Source organism: Sphingobium sp. WCS2017Hpa-17 (assembly GCF_031843765.1).
Classification (GTDB): Bacteria; Pseudomonadota; Alphaproteobacteria; order Sphingomonadales; family Sphingomonadaceae; genus Sphingobium.
The window spans coordinates 541056-555076 of record NZ_JAVTIV010000002.1; the positions used below are offsets into that span (position 1 = coordinate 541056).

General features: G+C 63.6%; 11 protein-coding genes. 10 read left to right on the forward strand and 1 reads right to left on the reverse strand.

Features of this window, described 5'->3' with window-relative positions:
* Nucleotides 1–54 precede the first annotated feature (54 nt).
* From RQH62_RS06540 to RQH62_RS06585, 10 genes are all read left to right on the forward strand, one after another.
* Nucleotides 55–711 carry a TetR/AcrR family transcriptional regulator gene (locus RQH62_RS06540; RefSeq protein ID WP_311267940.1) on the forward strand — a complete coding sequence of 219 codons (657 nt, stop codon included), beginning with the start codon at nucleotides 55–57 and terminating at the stop codon, nucleotides 709–711.
* Between the two features lie 280 nt (nucleotides 712–991).
* Entirely contained in the window at nucleotides 992–1984 is a 993-nt protein-coding gene (locus RQH62_RS06545) for an alpha/beta hydrolase (RefSeq protein WP_311267941.1), read from the forward strand.
* Nucleotides 1984–3588 (forward strand): carboxylesterase family protein, encoded by a 1605-nt coding sequence (locus RQH62_RS06550; protein ID WP_311267942.1) that lies wholly within the window; start codon nucleotides 1984–1986, stop codon nucleotides 3586–3588. The genes RQH62_RS06545 and RQH62_RS06550 overlap by 1 nt, the downstream gene beginning before the upstream one ends.
* A 5-nt stretch (nucleotides 3589–3593) precedes the next feature.
* Nucleotides 3594–4112, forward strand: coding sequence for a DUF3237 domain-containing protein (locus tag RQH62_RS06555; protein WP_311267943.1), 519 nt, complete (start codon nucleotides 3594–3596; stop codon nucleotides 4110–4112).
* Nucleotides 4109–5209 (forward strand): hypothetical protein, encoded by a 1101-nt coding sequence (locus RQH62_RS06560; protein WP_311267944.1) that lies wholly within the window; start codon nucleotides 4109–4111, stop codon nucleotides 5207–5209. Before RQH62_RS06555 ends, RQH62_RS06560 begins: the two co-directional genes overlap by 4 nt.
* A gap of 98 nt (nucleotides 5210–5307) precedes the next feature.
* The gene (locus RQH62_RS06565; protein ID WP_311267945.1) at nucleotides 5308–5766 is read left to right on the forward strand and encodes a type II 3-dehydroquinate dehydratase; all 459 of its coding nucleotides are present in this window, start codon (nucleotides 5308–5310) and stop codon (nucleotides 5764–5766) included.
* Nucleotides 5763–7061: an MFS transporter gene (locus tag RQH62_RS06570; protein WP_311267946.1), complete on the forward strand. Its 1299-nt coding sequence runs from the start codon at nucleotides 5763–5765 to the stop codon at nucleotides 7059–7061. Before RQH62_RS06565 ends, RQH62_RS06570 begins: the two co-directional genes overlap by 4 nt.
* Nucleotides 7062–7159: 98 nt before the next feature.
* Nucleotides 7160–10117, forward strand: a complete 2958-nt coding sequence (locus RQH62_RS06575) for a TonB-dependent receptor domain-containing protein (protein ID WP_311267947.1) — start codon at nucleotides 7160–7162, stop codon at nucleotides 10115–10117.
* Between the two features lie 70 nt (nucleotides 10118–10187).
* Nucleotides 10188–11060, forward strand: a complete 873-nt coding sequence (locus RQH62_RS06580) for a shikimate dehydrogenase (protein ID WP_311267948.1) — start codon at nucleotides 10188–10190, stop codon at nucleotides 11058–11060.
* Between the two features lie 91 nt (nucleotides 11061–11151).
* Complete coding sequence (locus tag RQH62_RS06585; RefSeq protein ID WP_311267949.1) at nucleotides 11152–13023, forward strand: TIM barrel protein; 1872 nt, start codon at nucleotides 11152–11154, stop codon at nucleotides 13021–13023.
* Nucleotides 13024–13063: 40 nt separating this feature from the next.
* Here the strand turns inward: RQH62_RS06585 and RQH62_RS06590 are convergent, their stop codons facing one another.
* On the reverse strand, nucleotides 13064–13843 hold the full coding sequence (locus tag RQH62_RS06590) for a MucR family transcriptional regulator (RefSeq protein WP_311267950.1): 780 nt from the start codon (nucleotides 13841–13843) through the stop codon (nucleotides 13064–13066).
* Nucleotides 13844–14021: the final 178 nt, after the last annotated feature.

The following is a 14021-nucleotide window of genomic DNA, read 5'->3' on the forward strand; positions in this document are numbered from 1 at the left end:
GTATGGCGCGGCGCTGGCAAGCTATGCCGGTCGCAAATAGAGAAGGATGGATGCGTGGCCAGATCGCCGACGAACATACAGGGTAAGGCGAGTGGACGGGCCGGCGAGGCGGAGGAAACCCGCCTCAACATATTGGACGTCGCGACGCTGGAATTTGCCGACAAGGGGCTGAGCGGCGCGCGGATCGACGAGATCGCCGAACGGACCGATGCGTCCAAGCGGATGATCTATTATTATTTCGGCAGCAAGGAAGGCCTGTATCGCGCCGTTCTGGAGCGGGCCTACACGGCGGTGCGCGAGATTGACGCGGATAATACCCGCAGCGATCTGGCTCCTGACGCAGCGCTGCGCGACGTGGTCGGCGCGACCTTCGACTATCATCATCAGCATCCCGAATTCGTCCGGCTGGTAATGAACGAGAATATCCTGCGCGGCGCCCATATCGGCGAGATTCCCGGTATTCGTGAACGCAATCGCAAAGTGGTGGAACAGTTGCGCAACATCCTGGCGCGCGGCGTTGCCAGCGGCCATTTCCGCGAAGGGATCGACCCGCTGGAACTGCACATGACGATCAGCGCGCTCTGCTTCTACAACGTCTCCAATCGCTATACCGTCTCCTACGGTTTCGAGCGGGATGTGACCGCGCCCAAGATATTGGCGCGGCGACGGGGCAATGTGATCGACATCGTCGAAAGCTGGTGCCGGGCCTGAAGGGAAGGGCGACGATTTCTTCAATAATCGTCATCCTGAACTTGTTTAGCTGCGCTGGCCTTCGGCTCAGGATCCATTGCGCCGTCATGCACCATCCGTTCGTCAGGAAAAATGGATGCTGAACCAAGTTCAGCATGACGTTGATTGGCGACGGGATGCAGTGTGGCTACTCCGCTGCTCCGTCTGTCGCTGGCACATCATCATCGGACTTGCCTTGTGCATCGCCGATGATATCAATGTACGAAATAGTTAGCACAAGAATCGCGAACGGGAGAGGATTATGCGCAAGCGGATCACGCTATCTTTGGGTCTGGCGTTGCTCACGGCCACCATGTCGGCGCCCATATCAGCTTATGCCCAACCGCCATCGCCGGCGACCTCCCCCGAACCTGCGCTCGGCGATCCGATGCCCGACCGCATCCTGACGCTGGCGAACGGCGTCACGGTCAATACCGATATCGCCTATTCGACCATCCCCGGCTATCGGCCCATCATCCTCGACCTTTACCGCCCGGCGCAGCAGAGCAAGCCGCTGCCGCTGGTCATCTACATCCATGGCGGCGGCTGGGCGAACGGCCATACCCGCCAGTCGGGCGCCTTCAGTGACTTTCCCGCCGTGCTGGCCGACCTGTCTGCGCGGGGTTATGTCGTCGCCTCGCTTGAATATCGGCTGTCGAAGGAAGCGCCTTTCCCCGCCGCGATCGATGACGTCCGCACCGCCATCCGCTATCTGCGCGCCAATGCGCAGCGTTTCGGGCTGGATGGCAGCCATGTCGCGGTGTGGGGCGGATCGGCTGGTGGCCAACTCGCGGCGCTCGCCGCGCTGCAATGCGGCAGCGCGCCGACCAGCGAGGACAAGAGCAATCCGGGCCAGAGCGATTGCGTACAGGCGGGCGTCGGCTGGTATGGCGTCTATGATTTCGCGACCATGCCGCCGGTCATCGCCGGCGCGGAGAACGCCTATCTGGACTGCGTGAAGCCCAATTGTTCGGCCGACCGCATCAAGGCCGCCAGCCCCGCCGCCCATGTCGATGCCAAAGACCCGCCGATGCTGCTGATCCACGGCACGGACGACAAGGTCGTGCCCGCCGACCAGTCGCGCCAGCTTGCCACTGCCTTGAAGAGCGTCGGCGTCCCGGTCACGCTGGAAATCATCAATGGCGTCGGCCATAGCTGGATCGGCGCCGATGCCGCTGCGACCCGCGACGCCTCGCTCCGTGCGCTGGACCTGACCTTCCGCTTCTTCGATACGCAGCTCAAGGGCCGCAAGTGATGCGGCGCCTGATGCTGGCACCCGGCTTGGTTCTGGGCTTGCTGCTGTCGTCAGCTGCCCCGGCGCAGATCGTCGCACAGTCCGCCGGCGATCCCGTCCGCACCGACGCGGGTCTGGTCGATGGCAAGGCACTGCCGTCGGGCGTGCGCGCCTGGCTGGGCGTGCCGTTCGCCGCGCCGCCGGTGCGCGATCTGCGCTGGCGCGATCCGCAGCCGCATGCGCGCTGGGATGGTGTGTGGCATGCCGATCGTCCCGCGCCCGAATGTATCCAGCCGCTGCGCGCCCGCAACCTCAACCATTATTTCGGGGAAGAGGCGACCAGCGAGGATTGCCTCTATCTCAACATCTGGGCGCCGCCCGGCCCCGCGCCGGCGGGCGGCTATCCGGTCGTCACCTGGATCTATGGCGGCGGTTTCAATATCGGCTCTGCCTCCATGGCCAATTATGCCGGGGAGGCGCTGGCGGCCAAAGGGGTCGTCTATGTCGCCATCGCCTATCGCGTCGGGCCATTGGGCTTCCTCGCTCATCCTGAACTCAGCGCGGAAAATGGCGGCCGGTCGGGCAATTACGGCCTGAAGGATCAGGTCGCGGCACTGCGCTGGATCAAAACGAATATCGCCGGTTTCGGCGGCAATCCGGCCAATGTCACGATAGCAGGCCAGTCGGCCGGGTCGATGTCCGTCTCGTTGCTTCAGGCCAGTCCGGCGACAAAGGGCCTGTTCGAGCGCGTCGTCGGCATGAGCGGCGGCGCATTTGGCGGCATCGGCACGCCGGCCCCGCTCAAGGAAGCGGAGGCCGAAGGCCTCGCCTTGCAGGAAGCGCTGGGTGTCCAGTCGATCGAACAGATGCGCGACATGCCCGCCGACAAGCTGACCGCGCTCGCCGCGCCGGTCCGCCGCCGTCCGATCGTGATCGACCGCGAGGTCGTGGCGCAGACGCCCGCCGCTGCTTTCGCCGCCGGGCGCCAGAATGACGTGCCGTTGCTGCTGGGCTTTACCCGCGACGAAAGTTTTCGGTCGCTAGGCCCCATCACATCGGTCGCCGACTATGCAGCGGCCGTGCGCCGCGCCTTCCCGGACAAGGCCGATGCGATCCTGAAACGCTATTCCGCCCGTACGGTGATGCAAGCGCAGCAGCAGGCCCGCGATATCGAGCGTGATTCCACCCTCAATGCGCAAATGGCGCAATGGGCGCTGGCGCAGGCCGCCACCGGCAAGGCGCCAGTGCACGCTTACTTCTTCACCCGCGTTCATCCCTACAGGCCGGGCGTGCGCTTCGCCGATCATGATCCCGCGACGGTGGGCGCCTATCATAGCGCCGATATTCCCTATTGGCTTGGGACGCTGGACAGCCTCAACCTGTTCCGCACCACCCGCGACTGGACACCGGTAGATCGGGCTCTGTCGGGCGAGATGATGGACCATCTGGTGGCCTTCGCCCGCACCGGCAAACCGGGCGCGAACTGGCCTGCCTTTACGTCGCGCAAGCCCATGGTGCTGCAATTGGGCGAGATGCGCAGCATGATGCCATGGCCGCATTTCGCCGACTGGCCGTTGTTCGGCGACGCATCGCCACCGGCCGAGCGGCCCAAAGTCAGGGACTGATGGCGATGATCGGTAGACGGGATATGCTGGCCAGTATCGGCGGCGCGATGGCGCTGTCGGTGGTGCCGGGCAGGGCGGCCACCACCGACATGCCCGGCCTCGACTTCGTCTATGAGGCGATCGTGACGCTGGAACCGACCGAAGAAATCGGCCCGACCCCGATCGGCACTCGCCGCCGCGTGCCGATCACTGGCGGCACTTTCGCCGGTCCCCGCATCCGGGGCACGGTGGTCGCGGGCGGCGCGGACTGGCAGTTGCAGCGCGCCGACAATTGGACCGTGATTGAGGCCGACTATATGATGCGCGCCGACGATGGCACGCCGATCCATGTCCGCAATGTCGGCCTGACCAACAGCCGCGTGCCCGGCGCCACCAGCCGCTATCTGCGCACCGTCCCCAGTTTCGAGGCGCCGATCGGCCCGCATGACTGGCTCAATCAGGCGATCTTCATCGGTACGATCGGCGCGCCACCCGAAGATGCGCCCAAACCATCGGTGCGCATCCGGGTCTATCGCGTCACATGACGCGGCTTTCCATCCTTGCCGGCACAGCCGCGCTGGTGCTGACGGGCTGCGCGACCACATCGTCCATACAGCGCCCCACCGACGCCTGTGCCCCAACGGAGCAATTCAGCTTCGTCTGCGGCGCGAACAAGCCGGAGGATCTGGCCCACATCTCCGAAACGCCCTGGATCGTCGCCAGCGGCTTTGCGACCGGGGCGGGGCTGAAGCTGGTGGACAGCCGCACGCGGCAGGCGCGATTCTGGTTCACCGCCGCCGCCGATCAGGTTGCGCCAGACCCGGCCTATCCCGATTGCGCGACACCGCCCGATCCGGCGCTGTTCACCGCGCGCGGCCTCAGCTTGCGGATGACCGGGCCGGGGCAGGGTAGACTGCTCGTCGTCAACCATGGCGGGCGGGAGGCGATCGAGGTCTTCGCCATCGACGCGCGCGACGACACCGCACCGCCGACCCTGCGCTGGCAGGGGTGCCTCGCCATGCCGCAAGGCCATGTCGCCAACGCCGTGGCCTCCTACAGCGATGGCACCGTGCTCGCCACGGTGCTGACGCGCCCCGGTACCAGCATCACCGACTTCGTGCTCGGACGCGCAACTGGCGGCGTTTACGAGCGCGGCCCACGGGATCGCGCCTTTCGTCTGCTGCCCGGCACCGAACTCCCTGGCAATAACGGGCTGGAAACGGCGCGCGACGATAGCGGCTTTTACGTCATCGCCTTCGGCCTGCGCGAGGTCGTTGCTTATGCCCGGACCGATACGCGCCAGCCGCTCTGGCGCGCGCAGGCGCCCGAATTCATGCCGGACAATATCCATTGGGACGGCAACAGACTGCTGCTTGCCGGCATGGTGCGCGACGAACCGGCCTGCGGCGGCTTGCGCCAGATCATCAACGGTGTTGCTGACGGCATGCTCTGCCATCGCGGCTACGCCGTGGCGCAGCTCGATCCGGAAAGTCGGCGCTTCTCGCTGATCGCCTATGGCTCGCCCGACCCGGTCTTCAATGGCGTTTCGGCGGCCGTCCTGATGGGCGACGACCTTTGGCTCGGTTCCTATCAGGCGGACCGGATCGCCATCCATCGCCTGCCGAAAAATGGTATGAACTAGTTCGTACATTTCGCTTGCCGAAATATTCGGACTGGCGTAGACGTGATTCTGCAAGATCGGGAAACATATTCCGGCGGACGGGGAGGATCGGGCCAGCCATGGGCCAGCGTAGCATCTATATCTTGAACGGCCCCAATCTCGACCATCTGGGCGTGCGCGAACCGCATATCTATGGGACCGAGACGCTTGCCGATGTCGAAGCCGCCTGCTGGCATGAAGCCGAAGGCTGGGACGTCGACCTGATTTTCCGCCAGACCAATGCCGAACATGAGATGGTCGGCTGGTTGCACGAAGCGCGCGTCGGTGCGATGGGCATCGTCCTCAATCCCGCCGCATTCTCTTATGCCGGCTATGCCATGCTGGACGCGCTCAAAATGTGCGATTGCCCGATCGTGGAGGTCCATATTTCCAATATTCATCGCCGGGACGAGGAATGGCGTACCCGCTCGATCGTGACACGCACGGCGACGGCGATGCTGTCGGGCATGGGGACGGACGGCTATCCGCTGGCCGTGCGCCATCTGCGGCACCTCAGCCAGCGGCGGAACGCGGCATGAGGGCGGTCGATCCTGCCACGCTGCTGCGCCCCACCCGCGCGCGCATCGGCGTGCTGGCGCTCATCAGCGTCGCCACACTGCTCAACTATATGGACCGCGCCGTCATGGGCGTGGCGGCTCCGTCACTGACGGCGGAACTCGGCATTTCCCCGGAGATGATGGGCTTCATCTTTTCCGCCTTTTCCTGGACCTATGCCGCGTCGCAAATTCCGGGCGGCCTGCTGCTTGACAGGCTCGGCACGCGCATCACCTATGCCGGATCGCTGATCCTCTGGTCCTTCTTCACTTTGCTCCACGGCATAGCCGGTAATGTGGCAATGTTGTTCGGCTTTCGCCTTGCGCTGGGCATGGCGGAGGCACCTTGCTACCCGTGCAACAGCCGCATTCTCAGCAGTTGGTTCCCGCAGGATGAACGCGCGCGAGCCAATTCCGTCTATGCCGTGGGGCAATATGCGGGCCTCGCCTTCTTCGCGCCGGTCCTGTTCTGGGTGGTCGGCAGCTTTGGCTGGCGCGCCCTGTTCCTGATTGCCGGGGCGCTCGGCATGGCGTTCGGCCTGCTGATGTATGCCCGCTATCGCGATCCGGGTGAAAGCAGCCGCGTCAATGCCGCCGAACTCGCGCATATCGAAGCGGGCGGCGGCCTGACGATCGCCAAGGCGGACGAGAAAATCCCCTTCTCCTGGGCCAATGTGCGCAAGCTGATGGGTAAGCGCCAGATTTTGGGCGCCTCGATCGGGCAATTTTGCGGCAATTCGACGCTGGTTTTCTTTCTCACCTGGTTCCCCACCTATCTGGCGACCGAGCGGGGCATGGACTGGCTGAAGTCCGGCACCTTCGCGGTGCTGCCCTATATCGCCGCCTCAGTCGGGGTGCTGCTGGGCGGGCAGGTGTCCGACCTGCTGATCCGCCGCACCGGCTCGGCCAATATCGGGCGCAAACTGCCGATCGTCGCGGGCCTGCTGCTGGCCTCCACCATTGTCGCGGCCAATTTCGTCCAGAGCAACACGCTGGTCATCATCATCATGTCTATCGCCTTTTTCGGGCAGGGCATGGTCAATCTGGGCTGGACGCTGATTTCCGATGTCGCCCCGCGCCAATATATCGGCCTGACTGGCGGCGTCTTCAATCTCTGCGCCAATCTGGCGGGCATCGTGACGCCGATCGTGGTCGGTGTGATCGTGGGGCAGACCGGCTCCTTCTACGGCGCACTGGCCTTTATCGGCGTGCTCGCGCTGGTCGGAGCCGCCGCTTATGTCTTCATCGTGGGGGATGTACGCCGGGTGGAGATGGACTGACCAACAGACGGTTCAGAATATAGCCCTAAGGGACAATAGAGCCTCGGGTCGCACGAAATTATGTACGAACTAGTTAGTAATAATAAAGGGAGGATGGAATGAAGACAGGTTTCACCATGCAGCTTCGCCTCGGCGGATCGCTGGCCGCGCTGGCGCTGGGCGCCTTTGCCGCGCCGCTATGGGCACAGGACCAGGCCGCGCCGGCTGAGGAGGCCGCCACCGCGCTGGCCCCGCAGGCTGCTGACACCGCCGCACCTGCCACCGCCGATATCGTCGTGACCGGATCGCTGATCGCCCGCCCGAACAATGTCGCGGTCAGCCCGATCGTCACCGTGTCCGATGAACTGGTTCAGCAGAGCGGCCAGATCACACTGGAAGATTCGCTGAACCAGCTGCCCGGCTTCACCCCGTCGGGCAATGCCGGCACCGGCGGACAGGGCGCCGGCGGCCGCGCGACGCTCAACCTGCGCGGCCTGGGTTCCAACCGCAACCTCGTCCTGCTCGACGGCCGCCGCCTGCCGCTGTCGGATATCAACGGCAATGTCGACATCAACATCCTGCCGGAATCGATCATCGGTTCGGTGGATGTCATCACCGGCGGTGCGTCGGCGATTTACGGGTCGGACGCCATGTCCGGCGTGGTCAATTTCAAGACCGACAAATATTTCGATGGCATTCGCGCCGATATCCAGAATGGCAACAGCTTCCGCGGCGATTATAACAAGTTCAACGCCTCGCTGGCGCTGGGCACCAAATTCGCCGACGATCGCGGCCGGCTGATGCTGGCGCTCAGCTATGGCCAGCGCGATCCGCTCTCCGGTTCGCAGCGCGGCTTCTTCGCAGACAAGGTGCCGTCCTCCTTCATCGGCACCGGCACGTTCGTGCCCAATGCGCTCAACCTGCCCAATCAGGCGGTGCTCAACGGCCTGTTCGCCAGCTATGGCGTGACCAATCCCGTCAATCCGACGCTGAACCTGGGCTTCAACAATGACGGCTCGCTCTTCGTCCAGACCGGCGCAGTCAATTATAAGGGGCCGACGACCGGCGCCTATGCCGTGGTGGGTGGCAATGTCCGCATGCCGGTCGGCCCGCAATTGCAGTTGCTCAACGCCTTCGAGCGCAAATCGGCCTTTGCCAAGGGCGAGTTCGACCTGACGGAATCGCTGACCGCCTATGGTCAGTTCCTCTATGTCGACTCCACTGTCACGACCGAAGCAGGTGGCAGCCTGACGCAGTTCGCGCCCTTCACCACCATTCCGGTGACCAACCCCTTCATCCCGACCGACCTGCGCACGCTGCTGGCCTCGCGCGCCAGTCCCGATGCACCGTTCCGCTGGAGCGGCCGCTATGTGGGTATTGGCGACAAGGGCTGGGACGAAAATTACCGGGTCCAGCAATATCTTGGCGGTCTGAAGGGCACGATTGCCGGGTCGTGGAAGTTCGACGGCTTTGTCTCCTATGACGAGACGGTCCATAACCAGTCGATGTTCAACGCGGTGCTGAAGTCGCGGGTCCAGACGCTGCTGAATGCGGCCGATGGCGGCGCTTCGCTGTGTGCCGGCGGCTTTAATCCTTTCGGCATCAGCAACGCGGCCAGCCTGTCGCGCGAATGCCAGCAATATATGACGGCAACGGTCCACAACCGCGAACGGTTGACCCAGACGCAGGTCCAGGGCCAGGTCAACGGTCCGCTGTTCGATCTGCCCGCCGGCCCGGTCCAACTGGCCTTGCTCGCCGGCTATCGCAAGAATACGTATAAATATGATCCCAGCCCCGATCTGGTGTCGAACAATATTGAAGCCGTCGTCGGCTCCAATCCGGCGCAGGGGGAGATCAGCGTCAAGGAGTTCGCGGCGCAGATCGACGTGCCTCTGCTGTCGGATACGCCTTTCTTCCATGAACTCGGTGTCGGCGCCGCCTTCCGCTATTCGGATTACAACACGACCGGTAGCGTGAAGAGCTATGAATTCGATGCCCGATGGCAGCCGGTGGACGCGCTGCTGATCCGCGGCAGCTTCCAGCGCGCGGTGCGGGCCCCCAATATCGGCGAGCTTTTCTCGCCCGTCACCGGATCACAGCTGGCGATCGGTACGCCGCCCGCCGCCATCGGCGATCCGTGCGACGTCCGCTCCTCCGCCCGGACCGGTACGAACGGTGCGCAGGTGCGTGACCTTTGCCTGGCGCAGGGCATCCCGGCCGCTGCGATCGACGCCTATCAGTTTGCCACCACCGCCACCGGCGGCAATATTCAGGGCAACAGCGGCTTGACCCCGGAAAAGGCGAACACTTTCAATGTCGGCTTCGTGTTCAATCCGAAACTGTCCTCGCCCTGGCTGTCGGGCTTCTCCTTCTCGGTCGACTATTATAACATCAAGATCAGTAACGTCATTTCGACCATCAATGGTCTGACTGTCCTTGCCAAATGCTATAATCTGGATGGATCGAACAGCAGCTATTCGAACAGCAACGAATTCTGCCAGCTGGTTCAGCGCGATCCCACCGGTCAGCTCGTCGCCATTGCCCAGCCATATCTGAACCTCGGCGCACTGGACACCGATGGCGTCGATGTGCAGGTTAACTGGTCGCTGAAACTGTCGGAGGCCGGCATCGGTGGCGGTTCGGGTAAGATCTATGCGTCCTCGGCCATCGGCTGGCTGAACCATTATAAGGTTCAGACCTTGCCGGGCTCCGCGTCGCAGGATTTCGTCGGCACCAGCACGCCGGGTCGCCCGCTGCCCAAATGGAAGGCGTTGACCACCGTGGGCTACAGCTCCGACGTCTTCGGCATCGGCCTGCGCTGGCGTTATCAGGGCAAGCTGCGTGACATCAGCGCGATCACGACGCCGGCGGCGGAGCAGGTCGGGGTGAAGCCCTATAACCTGTTCGATGTCTTCTCCACGCTCGACATCAACGACAATATGCAGTTGCGCGGCGGCATTACCAACCTGTTCGACAAGGCTATTCCCTTCGTCGCCAGCTCGCAGAACGGCACCGATGCGGGCACTTACGACATGGTTGGTCGTTCCTTCTATGTCGGCGCGAAGTTCAAATTCTGATCTCTCCGCCTGCCCCGCCGCCCGGCGCATCGGGCGGCGGGGATATTTTCTCCCAACCGGATGACCCCACTTGACCCAGACCCGCTCCGTCCCCGCCCGCTATCTGACCGGCCTGATCGGGCGGGATATTCAGGCATCCCTGACGCCGCGCCTGCATGAAAGCGAAGCGGACGCACAGGGCGTGCGCCTCGTCTATCGCCTGTTCGATTTCGCGGCGGATGGCATGGACGGCAACGACCTGTCCCGGCTGCTCGACGCGCTGCAACTGGCCGGTTTCGCCGGCGTCAATGTCACCCACCCCTATAAGCAGGCGGTGATCGCCCATCTCGATGAACTGTCACCGCAGGCAGCGCAGATCGGGTCGGTCAACACCGTCGTCTTCCGCGACGGTCGTCGGATCGGCTATAATACGGATGTCACCGGTTTCGCCGAAAATCTCCGCTCCGGCCTGCCGCGCGGTACCGCCACCGACCGCGTGGTGCAGATGGGTGCGGGTGGAGCTGGGGCGGCCACCGCCCATGCCTTGATGGACCTCGGCGTGACGCAACTGACCCTGTTCGATTCCGACGGCAACCGTGCCACCGCCCTGGCGCAAGCGCTCTGCGCCGCCCATGGCGCGGGTCGTGCGGTCGTGGGGCAGGATCTCGGCGCGGCAGTCGCAGGCGCCGACGGCATCGTCAACGCCACCCCCATGGGCATGGCGGTCCATCCCGGATCGGCCATCCCCCGCGCATTGCTCGAACCCCGACTGTGGGTCACCGATATCGTCTATTTCCCGCTGGAAACCCAGTTGCTGCGCGAAGCCCGCGAGGCCGGCTGCACCACGCTGGACGGCAGCGGCATGACCATTTTCCAGGCGGTTGGCGCCTTCCAGCATTTTACCGGCCGCATCGCCGATCCCGCCCGCATGGGCGCCAGCTTCCGCGCCGCGCTGGCGGGGTGATACGCGCGCGCGGTCGGCTGGTCGCAACCGGCTTGTCGTTTATGAACCATTTGGTACGTTACATCGATGCGGCAAGGAGGAGAGTCACGCCATGACCCTGCAATTCGGCATCGCGACCGTATCATTGAGTGGCACGCTGGAGGAGAAATTGCGCGCGGCTGCCGCTGCCGGCTTCGACGGGGTGGAGATTTTCGAAAATGACCTGATCGCCTCGCCGCTGCGTCCGCGCGAAGTGCGCGCGATGCTGGAGGATCTCGGCCTCTCCTGCATGCTCTACCAGCCGTTCCGCGATTTTGAAGGCATGCCCGGCGCCATGCGTCAGCGCGCTTTCGACCGGGCGGCGGCAAAGTTCGACCTGATGGGGGAACTTGGCGCGCGGCACATCCTCATCTGTTCCAACTGCTCGCCCCATGCGCTGGGCGAACGCAACCGGATCGTCGCCGACTTTCAGCAGCTGGGCGAACTGGCCGCCAGCCGCGACATCATCGTCGGTTATGAAGCGCTTGCCTGGGGCCGTCATGTCTTCGACCATCGCGACGCCTGGTCGATTGTTGAGGCGGTGGATCATCCCCATGTCGGCATCATCCTCGACAGTTTCCATTCCTTGTCACGCGGTATCCCCAACGATAGCATCCGGGCTATTCCGGGCGACAAGATCGCCTTCGTACAACTGGCCGACGCCCCGAAACTGGATATGGACCTGCTCTACTGGAGCCGTCACTTCCGCAACTTTCCGGGGCAGGGCGGCCTATCGGTCGAAGCCTATGTCGCCGAAATATTGGCGACCGGCTATCAGGGGCCGCTTTCGCTGGAAATCTTCAACGATCGCTTTCGTGGCTGGTCTGCGGACCTCATTGCTGCCGATGGCCTGCGCTCGCTTCGCTATGTCGAGGATGCGGCGTTGCGTCTGCTCGATCGGCCCGCTGCGACCCCTGCGCCGCCGGCCAATGTTCGTCCGGAATTTGTGGAGTTCGCGGTCGGCGACGAAGACGTCGCCGCACTGGAGAGCATGTTCGCTTCGCTGGGCTTCGTGCGGACCGGTACCCACCCTACCAAGGCGGTCAGCCGCTGGCAGGCGGGATCGGTCAATCTGGTTGTCAATGCGCAAGGAGTGGGGTTCGGCCATGATTTTCGCGCCGCCCATGGCCCATCCATCTGTGCCGTCGGGCTGGTGGTGCCCGAGCGCGATGCGGTCGCCGCGCGCGCGGCCCATCTTGGCATCCGCACGATCGACGATGGTGACGCGCCGGGCAACCTTGCCTTCCCCGCCTTGCGCGGCATTGGCGGTAGCCTGGTCTATCTGATTGGGGCGGATGATGTCGACGCCATGTGGCACGGTGAATTTACGCCCACCGGCGCCGTGATCGATGAGGCACCATTATCCATCGATCATCTCGCCGCCGTCGTGCGGATCGAGGAGTATTTGTCCTGGCAACTCTATTGGCGATCGCTGTTCGGCTTGCAGCAAAGTTTCCAGGCGGATGTGATCGATCCGTCGGGACTGGTACTGAGCCAGCCGCTGCAATCGGCGGATGGCGCGCTGCGCATTACCCTCAACGCATCGGAAGCGGTTGGAACCCTGTCATCGCGCTTTGTCGAACATAATGTCGGCGGCGGCTATCAACATATTGCGCTCGCCACGCCGGACTTGCTGGCGCGGACGGCAAGCATGGTAAAGGATGGCGCCGAAATCCTGCCGATCCCGGCCAATTATCATGATGATGTCGCGGCTCGCTTTGCCCTTGACGATCAGCGGCGTGATGCATTGGCGCAGGCGAACATCTTTTATGATGCCGATGGCAATGGCGGCGACTATCTTCAACTTTATAGCCGCGCTTTTCACAAGCGCTTCTTCTTCGAATTTGTCGAGCGCCGTGGCTATGAAGGCTATGGTGCGCCGAATGCCAGTATTCGGCTGGCGTCGCAGGAACGCTACAAGCTGGCCGCCGCTGATCCAGCCTGACGGGTGCCGCACCATGGGTCGGTGCGGCACCTGCGTTCAATCAGGATGCGGCACTGGCCTTATCCGCCTTGATGCCCAGCTTCTTGCGCGGCGCCTTTGGCGTGGCGGGTGCCTTGGCGGCGCTTTTGGCCTTTGCCGGCTCCGCAGCAACCGGCGCCGCCTTTGCCGGCGTTTCGGCTTTGGGCTTGCGCGCGGCTTTTTTCGCGACCGGCTTGGGTACTGGTGCTTCGCTCACGATCGGTGCGCCGGCAACCGGGGCAGCAGCGGGTTTGGCGCTAGTCTTTTTCCGGGACGTGGCGGCGGGCTTGGTCACTTTGTCGGTGCCGGCCTTGGGTGCGGCCGCCTTTTGCGTGGCGGGCGGCGTGGCAGGCTTGGCCTCGGCAACCGGAGCGATGGCGGATGCGGCCGCGATACGCGCCTGCGTGCCGCGTTGACCCAGGCCCAGCTTTTGCGCGACCGCACGGCGCTGGTCGGAATAGGCCTGCGCCACCATCGGATAGGTTTCGGGCAGACCATAGCGGGCACGATAATCGGCCGGCGTCAGCCCATGGGTGGCCAGATGCCGCTTCAGCGTCTTGTACGGCCGTCCGTCGATCAGGCTCAATATATGGTCGCGCGAAGCGATGCTCTTGCGCACGCTTACCGCAGGCACATGTTCGACCGGTTCCGGTTCGGCTGGTGCAGTTTCGGCGATCAATGCAGCGCGCGTCGATTGGATCAATGTTGCCAGATCTTCACTGGCGACTGTGTTGTTGGCGACATAAGCGCTCAGCAACTGGACGGTCAGGCTCGTATAATCGGGCTGTTCGGCATCGGCCATGATGATATCCTATCCAGACTAACTGGCCCAGCAAGGTGCGTCATTATCGAATGGGCCAGCCTGTCTTGTGCCGTGCTCTGGGCCAGTTGTCAAAGTGGCGTCAGGAAAGGCGTTTCGTACTATTCAACACATATGGCATCAAAGCGATAATTGCTGCACCGCAACGATTGCTCCATGT

Excerpts from the sequence above, each read along its gene's own strand:
- RQH62_RS06545 (WP_311267941.1), top strand. The coding sequence starts at position 992 with ATGCGCAAGCGGATCACGCTATCTTTGGGTCTGGCGTTGCTCACGGCC.
- RQH62_RS06550 (WP_311267942.1), top strand. The coding sequence starts at position 1,984 with ATGCGGCGCCTGATGCTGGCACCCGGCTTGGTTCTGGGCTTGCTGCTG.
- RQH62_RS06555 (WP_311267943.1), top strand. The coding sequence starts at position 3,594 with ATGATCGGTAGACGGGATATGCTGGCCAGTATCGGCGGCGCGATGGCG.
- RQH62_RS06560 (WP_311267944.1), top strand. The coding sequence starts at position 4,109 with ATGACGCGGCTTTCCATCCTTGCCGGCACAGCCGCGCTGGTGCTGACG.
- RQH62_RS06565 (WP_311267945.1), top strand. The coding sequence starts at position 5,308 with ATGGGCCAGCGTAGCATCTATATCTTGAACGGCCCCAATCTCGACCAT.
- RQH62_RS06570 (WP_311267946.1), top strand. The coding sequence starts at position 5,763 with ATGAGGGCGGTCGATCCTGCCACGCTGCTGCGCCCCACCCGCGCGCGC.
- RQH62_RS06575 (WP_311267947.1), top strand. The coding sequence starts at position 7,160 with ATGAAGACAGGTTTCACCATGCAGCTTCGCCTCGGCGGATCGCTGGCC.
- RQH62_RS06585 (WP_311267949.1), top strand. The coding sequence starts at position 11,152 with ATGACCCTGCAATTCGGCATCGCGACCGTATCATTGAGTGGCACGCTG.
- RQH62_RS06590 (WP_311267950.1), bottom strand. The coding sequence starts at position 13,843 with ATGGCCGATGCCGAACAGCCCGATTATACGAGCCTGACCGTCCAGTTG.